Source organism: Paenibacillus sp. NRS-1760, assembly GCF_050467785.1.
Taxonomy (GTDB): domain Bacteria; phylum Bacillota; class Bacilli; order Paenibacillales; family Paenibacillaceae; genus Pristimantibacillus.
The window spans coordinates 603,947-615,370 of sequence record NZ_JBITPK010000007.1; the positions used below are offsets into that span (position 1 = coordinate 603,947).

The following is an 11,424-nucleotide window of genomic DNA, read 5'->3' on the forward strand; positions in this document are numbered from 1 at the left end:
ACATTTACCACTAGATTTCACATAAGTTGAGACTTTATTAGAGTAAATTTATGTTTTATTCCATTGACAGGCCTATATTCTGGTTTTGACCGTAAAAGGCACCTCGCATCCCTGCTCAATTGTGGATCTGCATATAAAAGCTTTGCATTAATTGAATAGAAAAAAAGAACCGTCACGTGGAAGGACGGTCCTTTTGTAAAATCTATTTTGCTCCTACTATGAATGGTTTAATTGGTGAAGCAAGCCGTTTAGCATTTCATCTGTGAACGCCCCTTGGCTAAAGGACACCAAGCTGCGAAGAGGCATAAATTTCATCATCGCGGCCATCATGTCTGCCATTTCGTTATCCTCAGACATCAAGATTCCCATTCCTGCTTGAACCTGCTGCATAATGCTTTGCACGATTGGACCCTTCTCCGTATCACTTATTAAGTCACCGAGAAGGCTATTGCGATGATACACAACTTTCAGAGGGACAGTGGATTGAACGCGCAGCGTCTCGCCTAGGACTATATCCTCCGATGAACGCCCAATAAGAACAGCAAAGTCTCCGCTCTCGACATGCCAGTCTTTTAGAGCAACATTGTAATAAGCGAAAGATCGTTTATCCAGCGTAAACGTTATCTTCTTTTGCTCTCCAGGCTGCAGCTCCACCTTGGCAAATCCTTTCAGCTCTTTCTCCGGCCGGATCACGGTGCTCTCGACATCTTGAACGTACAGCTGAACGATTTCTTTGCCGGTGCGTGTTCCTGTGTTCTTAACCGTGACGTGAACGCTAACCGTTTCCGTATCCTTTATTTCCTTGCTGTCTATCAACAGATTTGTGTACTCGAATGTTGTATAGCTCAGACCATGCCCAAACGGGAACATCGGCTTAACGCTCTTCGAATCATAGTAGCGATATCCGACAAAAATGCCTTCCCGATATTCCGCATGATCTGCCTCGCCTGGATAAAATAGAAATGAGGGATTGTCGCTTAGCTTAGCAGGAAATGTCTCTGCCAGCTTCCCGGATGGATTCGCTTCTCCGAACAGCAGATCAGCAATAGCACCACCAACCGCTTGCCCCCCTAAGTAAGCCTCCAAAATGGCTCCCACCTCGTCAGCCCAAGGCATCTCGATAGCCGAACCATTCATAAGGACAACAACGACGTTGCTTTGCACGCTCGCTACAGCCTTAATCAATTGATTCTGATTACCCGGCATATTTAGATGTTTTCTATCGTACCCCTCAGATTCATAACGGTCGGGAAGACCTGCAAATACAATGGCCACATCGGCTTCGCTTGCGGCCTTCTTCGCTTCTTCCACGAGTGCATCATCACTATTATCGTTATCTAGCGAGTAACCCTCAGCATATACAATGAATGACGAGTCTCCAGCCAGCTGCTTTATTTCCTGCAGCGGATTATCGAGCGCAGTCGGCACGATATGCGAGCTGCCGCCGCCTTGAAATCTAGGCTTTTGAGCGAATGCGCCAATGACCGCCACTTTTTTCCCTTTGCTAAGCGGCAGCAGTTGTTGTTCATTTTTCAAAAGCACCATACATTCACTAGCAACCGTGCGAGCTAGCTGATGATGCGCTCCCACATTGTAGGAGGCGTTCTCTTTTTTCTGATCAACGCTCATAAATATAATGCGAAGCAGTCTTGCAACAGCTTGATCGAGCAATTCGACGGATAGCTTGCCGCTTTGTACGGCCTCTATTATTTTTTTGTCGCCACTGCCGTTGCTGGAAGGCATTTCTAGCTCAAGCCCCGCTGCAAGCGCATCTACTCGCTCATCTACCGCACCCCAGTCGGAGACAACAAAACCTTCATGGCCCCATTCTTCCTTCAGTATATCCGTTAACAAAAATTCGTTTTCCGAAGCATACGTTCCGTTTACTTTGTTGTAGGCGCTCATGACCGTCCATGGCTTTCCTTTTTTCACCGCACCCTCGAAGCTTGCCAAATAAATTTCACGCATCGTCCGCTCATCGACAATCGCATCGACTGACATTCGGCGATGTTCTTGATTGTTGAGTGCAAAATGCTTGAGTGAAGTGCCTACTCCTTGGCTTTGTACCCCTTGAATATGGCTTGCCGCCATTTCCGAGGATAGGAACGGATCTTCAGAAAAGTATTCAAAATTCCGTCCGCATAGCGGCGTCCGCTTGATGTTCGCGCCTGGCCCAAGTAAAACAGCCACATCCTCCGCTTGGCATTCCTCACCAAGAGCCACGCCTACCTTTCCAACTAATTCACGGTCCCAAGAGCCAGCAAGCCCCGCCGCTGATGGAAAGCAGGTAGCAGGAACGCTATCAAAAATACCTACATGGTCGGAAGAACCCTTTTGCTTACGCAACCCATGAGGTCCATCCGTTACCATTACAGAAGGAATATGAAGTCGTTCAACACCCTTTAAATGCCAGAAATCGAGCCCCGAGCACATACCTGCTTTTTCTTCTAAAGTCATTTGGTCAATAAGCGCTTGAATATCAATTTTCATTTAAAATCCTCCTCTATTGTGTTTCTCATTACACCTATGTTTAGACGCCTTAAGCTCTGAATACAGCATTAGGATTCTCATGCCTAGCCGTACTAAAGAGAATGCTGCCCGCGATAAATAGGACAATAAATGCAGGATGCTCGCCGAAGTTTTCAAAAAACGGTCCAAACAAGGAGTGTTCCTCGTTATATATCGCTTTGGACAAGCTCAAATCAGCAAAACTAAAAACGATCATGACTGCGACCCACAAGAGCACAAATCCCCAAATAAAGAGACGCATTCCTTTCGATGTCATATCCATACTCCTTTTCGAAAAATGCACATTACAGCAAACGCTTACATTTATACAAAAAAGATAGAAGCTACGACTAAACCATTACTTCCAGCATGGTCATCCTCATTTTCAAATCCCCCTCATCTCCATGGTTTCATTCCTATACGTTGATTATAAAATGCCAATTCCACAAAATATGGTATAAATTTCAGAAAAATAGTATTTTAATGAGGTGTCATGAAAACAGAAAAAAAGGAGCTCCTTTAAAAGGTCTCCTTGGATGCCAAAATAGCGATTATACTTTTCGTACCGTTTGAAGCTGCAATAGTTTCCGAAATTTAATATAAGAAACGACTCGCCATGGAATGACGTAGAAGAACGCTAAAATCATAAACAAGGCAGCCAGCGTTTGAGGTTCGATTGTGGACAGGTAATGGTGAAGCTCGAAACGAATGGCAATGACAACGAGAAAAGCGACGATGAATCCCCAGTTCTTCTTAGCGTATATAAGATGATCATCACGAATTTCATAGTTTGTAGTCCATATTAGAGGAATCGAGAGGATAATACCTATAGCCGCAGCAATCAAAAATTCGTAAAACGGCGCATGGACATTGGAATTAAATATCAACAGCAGACCCGGCAGCATAAATAGAATAGGGTACAACAGCCTTTTGCCGTCTCCTCGAATGGGGCGGTAAAAGCTCCTTGTTCGTCTCCACAGCACGAGAGCAGCAATGGCAATGACAAACACATAAACTGAACGATCCATTTCAACACCGCTTTCTACAAATTAAATATTGAATTTCCATAATTTATATTATACCTACTCGAATGAAATACCTGCAATACGATTCCTTTGGATATAAAGGGATCACTATGTGAAGTATATGCTGCATGCCTATTTTCCGCCAATTATATATATTTAATATATACAATTACTGTATGCAATACTCATGATTTGGCTATGTAAAAGGGACTACTGTCTATCTCTTTTGCGCTATTATACTTTAGGTCTCGAGTTGTCTTCTGTTGGAACATTTGTCGAAACGATTGTATTAAACATAAATATATTTAATATATAGTTTAGGTACTGCCGTATGCGCATTAGCGAAGCCGCCTAAGAAGGAGGGAATGGAAAAGGCGCTATGACGATGGTATTACCCAATCAGATGAGACGAGGTGTAAGATCGTGATTCGAAAACTTACTGTCACATGTCTGGCTATCGTATGTACGCTGTCTTTAACGCTTGGCGCTTCAGCACCAGCTGCAGCAACTGCGGAATCCAAATCCGGCAAAAGCTCTATTAGCTGGCCAAACAAGCAAGCGCTTCCATCCTTTGCAACCCCCAAAAAACTAGATGTAGCTGATATTTATGATGCGCCAGGGGACATTAAGCTTCTGCTTGCAACGCTGCAGGGTATCGTTAACCGTGAGGAGCCTCGCATCTATCTGCTGGAAAACCAAGAAGAAGGCAAACTGACCTGGCTAAAAGATTTGAAGGTTCCCTACAATGTGCATGCAGATTACTGGGAGATCGTCAAAAAATATAAAAAAGAAGTGAAAGGCATCATTGTTTACGATCCGAAGGTTGCTGATACTATCAATGTAGCGACTACTCTTGCTGGGTTAAAAGATGCCGTTGTCGCTAGCCCTGCTCTCGCCGCGCAGTTGAAAGCAGCACCATTTAATCTAAAAGTGCTCGATGATCTACAAGGCAAATTCAAAGACCGTTTGGATGCTTACACATGGCAATATGAGAATCTATGGGCCAAATCGACACATCGGATGTTAGTCGGATTAAGCCCTGACACATCCGTAAGAATACCTCCCGGACTCCCTGAATCGTTTAAGACCATTGCAGAAGACACCACGCAGGAGCGCGATGGCAAAAATAAAAATACGTATGAGCTGGATTTGACGAGCAATTTGGGCAAAGAATCCGTATTTCTTCGCTTCGAGGACGCTTTCCCTCAGGATGGCTGGGGATCCGCCGTTCATGAAGTAACCGTGAAGGCAGACGGGCAAACAATCGCACAGTTCATTCCAGGTACGCCTGAGGAAGAGGCGTTTCTGTACGACCGTCAAAGCTCTCAAGTATCGACAGGTCAAGGCGGACACCGATTCGCAGACAATGGCCGATACTTTGTCTATAAGTTTACGCCGCCTGCAGGTACAAAGCAGTTAACTGCCTCCGTCCTTATGTGGAATCAATTTAAGGTATCGGCAGGCAATATCCAGCCGCCAACCTCAGATCAGAAGGAGCCTTACGGCTACCTCCGTGATTATGCAGTTGCGAATAAAGCGATGGTGTTCTGGCTTGATTCCAACGTGCCGGAACAGAAAGCACTTTTCGAAAAAATCTTATCAGGCGTCAAGCCAGGCACCCCTTACTTAGGCTGGTTCAATAATGACGTTGAAGGCGAATTTAGCTCCGTAGAAATTACATCCAATTACAGTGTCTACGTGCTTGCGGCCGACTGGTTCAGCAACTTAACGGTTTTCTCGGGTACAAAGGCAAAGGCAGTCAAAGCCAAAACGCCTAAGGCACCTAAGCTTGCAAATAAAATTTACGTCACGTATACCTTCAGCGAGGGCGACAACTTCCAGTACAACCAGCATAGAATGCGTATCCTATGGGATGATCCTGCTCGCGGAAAAGTACCGATCAACTGGACATCAAGCCCGCTTCTTTATGACGGCGCACCCGCTATTTTGAACTATTTTCAAAAGACAGCAACAGAGAATGACCTCATCATTGCTGGTCCTTCTGGGTCAGGATACTTCTACCCGGAAGCATGGCCGGAAGCCACATTCTCTGATTTCCTTAAGCAGTCTTATACGTATATGAAGCAAACAGGAATGACCGTTCCATATGTGCTGAATCGTGTGAACAGCGAGAATGTTCCGCTCAGCGCATCAAAGGCAGCTGCCTATGAGAAGTTTTACAAGGCAAAAGGACTATTCCTAAGTTGGGAAGATCATTATGGTGTCGAAATTATAAACGGTACACTGCCGGTATCCACGATTCAAGGCATAAGTACCGCACAAGACGGGAAAAACATTTTGGCAGCAGCCAAAGCAAAATGGGATGGCAAATCACCATTATTCGTATCACTCGGGCTGCTCGCATGGAGCATGACACCTTCTGATGTTGTGGCGATAACAGAATCGCTCGGACCGGAATATCAAGCTGTAAGGGCTGACCACTACTTCTCACTTATCCGCGATTACAATAAACTGCCGGCCAAATCGCAGCTAGCGGAGGACGAAAACGAGGATTAGATTTAAAATATACGTGGCTTTTGTTAAAAGTGGAACCAAAAAAAACTCTGACCATAAGGTCAGAGTTTTTAATTCTATTTCATTCATATAAGTTCAAGAAAAATTGAATCGTACGATCCGACGAACCCGGCAAATGCTCATGCCCAAAGTCCGGATAGATGACTAACTGCTTAGGAGCAGTTATTTTGTTATAAGCTGCAAACTGTGTGGAAGGCGGACAAATGGTATCCATGAGGCCAACAAACATCAATACTTCGCCGCGAATGCGGTTTGCAAGAAATTGAAGATCGATATAACCCAGCTTCTCAAAAATTTCATCCTCGCGCTCATGCAGCGGATCAAAATAACGGAAGAAGGTGCGAAGCTCCTGATACGCGTCCTTCGCCAAATCCATCTCCCACGTGCGTTTATAATCGCAAAGGAATGGGAACACAGGAGCAAGCTTCTTTACTCTCGGTTCAAGCGCCGCACAAGCAATCGTAAGCGCTCCGCCCTGCGAACCGCCAGCTGCATAAACACGCTCTGGATCAACCTCAGGCAAGCCCAGTGCGATGCCCGCCAATTGTGCAGTATCCAAATAGATATGACGGAACAACAGATTGTCCGGATGGTCATCTAATCCCCGAATAATATGACCCTGATGTGTATTTCCCTTCACATTGCCGGAATCCTCAGACTCCCCGCCTTGACCACGGCAATCCATAGCTAGAACGGAGAAGCCTAATGCGGCATAAGCCAGCTTGTCACTCCAATCGCCTGCATTTCCCGTATAGCCATGGAATAATACGACTGCCGGATGCGGCTCTGCAATATGTTTTGGCCGAACATATTTTGCATGGATACGAGCCCCGCGAACGCCCGTAAAGTAGAGATCGAAGCATTCCGCGTTCGGAGTCTGGAATGAGCTTGGAACGAGCTTAATTTGCGGATCTACAGCACGCATCTCAGCGATCGCACGATCCCAATAAGCATCAAAATCAGCAGGGCGAGGATTAATTCCTTGGTACTCTTTTAACTTCTCAAGCGGCATGTCAACTAACGGCATTTACACTCATTCCTCTCAAATATTATATGTTTATGCGACTGTTAATCGGCAGATTACGAATCATCCACCACTGCAGGCGCAATGGGTAGTTTGATTGTTATCGTTGTACCTATAAGTTCCTCACTCTTAATATCCAATTCTAATTGCTCGCCATAATAAATGCGCAGCCGCTGATATACATTTACCAAACCTACACCACTGGTACGCTTCATTGTTCCTTTGGTCTGAGCTGGCATCGGCTCAGTCGCCATGCTTAACGAATCTTTTACCTGTCTTAACTCTTCCTCGCTCATGCCTATTCCGTTGTCTGATATAGATAGAATCAACCGGTGATCTATAAATTCTACACATATGCCAATTTCACCATTACCATAAAGGTCTTCTATGCCGTGCTGAAGTGCATTTTCGATAATTGGCTGCAAAATGAACTTTAAGACCGGCATTCTCATCGTCGACTCTTCCAGCTGCCAATTGACGGTGAACTTGTTTTGGAATCGCAGCTCCTGAATGGTCAAATAATTACGGGTATGCTCAATTTCTTCGGTAAGCGGCACAACTTCGTTGCCGGTATTTATCGTAAACCTAAATATTTTAGCTAAGGAGTTCACCATTGTACTAACCTCAGTCGCACCATATTGCCTCGCTCGCATATTGATGGCTTCCAAAGTGTTATAGAGAAAATGAGGATTAATTTGCTGCTGCAGCATGCCGAGCTCAGCCTTCATCCTAGATGTAACTAATATTTTCTCGCGGATTTGCTTATTAATATTCTCTTCCATCAATTCATGGATCTGCTTGATCATCTGATTAAAGCTTGCGACGAGCTGGCTAATCTCATCCCTCGGATTTGCTCCCTGCTCCAGTTGAATCGGCAACACCTCCTCCTTCTCTACAGCTTGCTTCAACCTTTCAATCGGCTTGACCAGCATGGACGATACACTCCACATTACCGCCAAAATAATAATGATAATCAGGAGAATGAGCAAAATAAAGCGATGAAACATACTGTTGATTTTTAAATACATATCATCAATCGTCATAAAAATAAACGTCGACCAGCCCAAGCTCCCTATCTGACGATGTACAATGACCTGATTGCTGCTTTCCACCTGATCGATTAAGACATCCTCCACCTTCTCCAAATCGCCATTCCACTGATGGGCCGCCGCTTCCCTGAACCCTTGTGAGGACGTATTCGAATAAATAAATTTACCGGAACGATCGAGCATGACGAAGCTCTGTTTGCGATCCGAGGTCACATAGGAGAATGCATCTTCCTTGAGAACAACCTGAAGAAAAGCATCCGTCGACTTCCCCGGGGACGCCGAGGGAACTGACAGCTTCTTAATCAGCATCAGGGATGGATGTCCATAGACATCATTAAGCCCAGTTACCCAAACCATTTGTTCAGGTTGTAAACCCTCCAGCAGTTCAGAATCAATTGAAGATAGCTTAAATAAAGTCAAATTGTTAAAGAATGCCGACGAGTAACGTGCAACTCCCCCTATATCATATAAGACAAAATAAGAAAGATCACTTAACCCAGGATAGCTTGCCACTGTAAAATCATCAATATTTTCCATATAAGAGTAAGGTGATATCAGGTTCGTCAATCGGCTGTCTGTAGACAACCGATTCGTTAAGTTCTCGTAACGCTCCATTCGATCACGCAGCTCTATAATAAGGTGGTCAGAAGATTCGACTGATAAATCCACTGCTTTGTTAAAGACGTAATTATACATCATGAACAAATGCATGCCGATTGCCATTAACACTGGAATAAGAACGGACGATACGAGCAAAAGCAGTATTTTGCCCCGAATAGACAATCTCGAAAACTTACCTTCGGAGAACTTTTCCTCAGGTATACTCCGAAGATCTAGCTCATTTCCCTTCTTCCATACGATTCTAGCAAGCACTTGGAATGGGTACATAATCATATTGGCAAACTTAAAGGCAATCAGAAGGCTGATCACCAATGTACACATGAAGAAACCAATGTATGCGTTGATATAATTCTGGCTCCATAACGAATCGCTTCTTATCCGTTCGAAGAAAACAATATTTAGCCCGTATGGGGAAACAGGTGTCGCTCTCACTCTATAATTGCCTTCAATGTGCTGCTCCCACTCGTTGAATCCGTTTTCAATTCGATGCACCGCTGTCTCTAGGGCGTCCTCGCTTGGCAAGTTTGACCACAGCGTCTGACGATTCTCATCTAGTACGCTTACGTAGCCGTTCCATATGCTTTCCGAGGGAAGCTCAGCCGAGAAAATACGTTCATCTAATACAATAACGGACAGCACGTTTAAGTAATTTACACCATTATTAATAATTAAATGCCCTTCTATGTGCTTAAAAAATTGATCGAGTCGCAGCCATGTATCCGCTGAAATATCCGCCTTCTTTGCTGTGAGGACATCCGTGAACATGCCGACTGGAATGTAAGTCGGCATGCTGTAATACCGGGTAAATGAATCGAGCAAGCCTGCACTTCTTAGCTCATCGATCCACGGAATTTGGCTGCCCGGAATAAATTCTTTGGTAACAAAAGATTTGCCGAAGTTTTGCTGGTTAATATTTTCCCCGATGAAATAAATTTGATCGACAGAGCCTGGAGGTAAGTGCAGCTGCTCCAGACGAGAATTGAGCTCGCTCCTTGCTATCGCTTCTTCTTCACGCGAACGAAGGCTCAAAAACGAACGTGCGTAATTCGTAAAGTCCAACGATTCAATCTGCAATGCCAAGGAATTCATTTCATTGAGCTTCGATACGATTTGACTCTCAACATGATTGGAAAGATTTTGCTCGGACGACCGCTGAATCTCGGAACCAACATCCCGCGTATTCCAATAACTTATGCCGAATAACGTGCATTCTGAAAGCACTGTCAGCAGAAAGGCAATGAATACGAGTCGGTTACGGTGGTAACGAAATCTCATAATGATGCGTCCTTGTCATCTATGTGATAAGAAGTATTGCGATATTCAATCGGAGATTGCTGTGTATACTTTTTGAAAACCAAAGTAAAATACCTAGGATTCTCGTAGCCTACCATTTCTCCGACCTCATGCACTTTATGGTTGGTTAGTTTCAATAAAGTTTTCGCTTTCTCGATTCGGTACACCGTTAAATAATCAATATACTTTTGTCCAGTAAGCTCTTTGAACAGAAAGCTCAAATAACTGGCATTCAAATGAACATGTTTGGCGACGTCATCCAAAGTGATCGTCCGATCAAAGTTCTCTTCAATGAAAAGTTTTGCTTCTTGTATGAGACGTTTGCCGTTAACCTGCTCGACGTACTTACGCGGGATGGCCTCTTCTTGCATTGATGTTTTTGTTTCAAGGCTAATGTGGTCATCCTTCGTTTGAAACAATAATCCCGCTCCCTGGTACGACAACCGAATATGTTCAGGTTTCGAGACGACCTTTCCAATGGTATACGACAAATGTGATTTAAATAATCCGCGAAAACGTCTTAAGCCATGCAGTAACCGATCAAGCTGATCGGCCAATTCTCCCGCGCCTTCCCTCAGCGCCAATACGGCACCAGGCTCAGTAACAATTAACGAGCATTGTCCTTCTTGATCCACATAATGATAACCGAGGCCTTTCTCATCCCATAAATCCTGAAGCAGATTGTCCAAGGTAAAGACGATTAAGTTCCAATCCTTGTCGCCAACACCTCTAGGTTTATTCGGATATTCTGAAAAACGAAGCAGACATACCGCATAGTCCCCGTTATCCTCCAGCATGACTTCAGCCGATGCGCTTTCCAGCTCGATAGCCTCTTCTGTCATCTCGCTTTGCAGAATATCCCTTAAAAACTTCTTTCGCAAATGATTCGCGGACAGCTTTGCCTTCCTCTCAAGCGTGAGCGTTTTAGCTTGCTGCTCTTTCTCTTGGCTAATGAGACGAACCGCTTTCGCCAAAATTTTCTCGTATTCATCGAAATCAAGCGGCTTAAGCAAGTAATCAAGCGCTCCATGTTTCATACACGACTTCGCGTATTCAAAATCATCATAACCCGACAAAATAATAATTTTCGTGTGGGGATATAGAGCGGCCACTTTTTCTACCAACTCCAGCCCATCCATAAGAGGCATCCGAATGTCCGTTACCACGATATCCACCGGTTCATTTATTAAAGACTTTAGAGCAAAAAGTCCATTCTCACAATCCTCTGATACTTCGATCTGAAGTGCCGAATAGTCAATGCTCCTAAGCCCTTGCCTAATTTCGTATTCATCGTCCACGATCATAAGTTTGTATCGATTGCTAGTCATTCGCAATCCCCCTCTGAGGATGACAATCTACTCCATTATAT

7 protein-coding genes are annotated in these 11,424 nt (G+C 44.4%); 1 reads left to right on the top strand and 6 read right to left on the bottom strand.

Features of this window, described 5'->3' with window-relative positions; all coding sequences use genetic code 11:
• Nucleotides 1–216: 216 nt before the first annotated feature.
• From ACIFSR_RS06725 to ACIFSR_RS06735, 3 genes are all read right to left on the bottom strand, one after another.
• The gene (locus tag ACIFSR_RS06725; protein WP_430056015.1) at nucleotides 217–2,490 is read right to left on the bottom strand and encodes a glycoside hydrolase family 3 C-terminal domain-containing protein; all 2,274 of its coding nucleotides are present in this window, start codon (nucleotides 2,488–2,490) and stop codon (nucleotides 217–219) included.
• 49 nt (nucleotides 2,491–2,539) lie between these two features.
• The gene (locus ACIFSR_RS06730; RefSeq protein ID WP_430056018.1) at nucleotides 2,540–2,785 is read right to left on the bottom strand and encodes a hypothetical protein; all 246 of its coding nucleotides are present in this window, start codon (nucleotides 2,783–2,785) and stop codon (nucleotides 2,540–2,542) included.
• A 274-nt stretch (nucleotides 2,786–3,059) separates the two neighbouring features.
• Entirely contained in the window at nucleotides 3,060–3,536 is a 477-nt protein-coding gene (locus tag ACIFSR_RS06735) for a CcdC family protein (RefSeq protein ID WP_430056021.1), read from the bottom strand.
• Nucleotides 3,537–3,956: 420 nt separating this feature from the next.
• Here ACIFSR_RS06735 and ACIFSR_RS06740 point away from each other — a divergent pair, with 420 nt between their 5' ends.
• Nucleotides 3,957–6,050 (top strand): GxGYxYP domain-containing protein, encoded by a 2,094-nt coding sequence (locus ACIFSR_RS06740; protein WP_430056024.1) that lies wholly within the window; start codon nucleotides 3,957–3,959, stop codon nucleotides 6,048–6,050.
• A gap of 79 nt (nucleotides 6,051–6,129) precedes the next feature.
• Here ACIFSR_RS06740 and ACIFSR_RS06745 read toward each other — a convergent pair whose 3' ends face one another.
• The 3 genes from ACIFSR_RS06745 to ACIFSR_RS06755 are packed head-to-tail and all read right to left on the bottom strand — an operon-like array spanning nucleotide 6,130 to nucleotide 11,383.
• Entirely contained in the window at nucleotides 6,130–7,095 is a 966-nt protein-coding gene (locus ACIFSR_RS06745) for an alpha/beta fold hydrolase (RefSeq protein ID WP_430056027.1), read from the bottom strand.
• Nucleotides 7,096–7,148: 53 nt separating this feature from the next.
• A complete protein-coding gene (locus tag ACIFSR_RS06750) occupies nucleotides 7,149–10,037 on the bottom strand; it encodes a sensor histidine kinase (RefSeq protein WP_430056029.1) in 2,889 nt (962 codons plus the stop codon).
• Entirely contained in the window at nucleotides 10,034–11,383 is a 1,350-nt protein-coding gene (locus ACIFSR_RS06755) for a response regulator transcription factor (protein ID WP_430056032.1), read from the bottom strand. The genes ACIFSR_RS06750 and ACIFSR_RS06755 overlap by 4 nt, the downstream gene beginning before the upstream one ends.
• Nucleotides 11,384–11,424: the final 41 nt, after the last annotated feature.

Excerpts from the sequence above, each read along its gene's own strand:
- ACIFSR_RS06730 (WP_430056018.1), bottom strand. The coding sequence starts at position 2,785 with ATGACATCGAAAGGAATGCGTCTCTTTATTTGGGGATTTGTGCTCTTG.
- ACIFSR_RS06725 (WP_430056015.1), bottom strand. The coding sequence starts at position 2,490 with ATGAAAATTGATATTCAAGCGCTTATTGACCAAATGACTTTAGAAGAA.
- ACIFSR_RS06755 (WP_430056032.1), bottom strand. The coding sequence starts at position 11,383 with ATGACTAGCAATCGATACAAACTTATGATCGTGGACGATGAATACGAA.
- ACIFSR_RS06735 (WP_430056021.1), bottom strand. The coding sequence starts at position 3,536 with ATGGATCGTTCAGTTTATGTGTTTGTCATTGCCATTGCTGCTCTCGTG.
- ACIFSR_RS06750 (WP_430056029.1), bottom strand. The coding sequence starts at position 10,037 with ATGAGATTTCGTTACCACCGTAACCGACTCGTATTCATTGCCTTTCTG.
- ACIFSR_RS06745 (WP_430056027.1), bottom strand. The coding sequence starts at position 7,095 with ATGCCGTTAGTTGACATGCCGCTTGAGAAGTTAAAAGAGTACCAAGGA.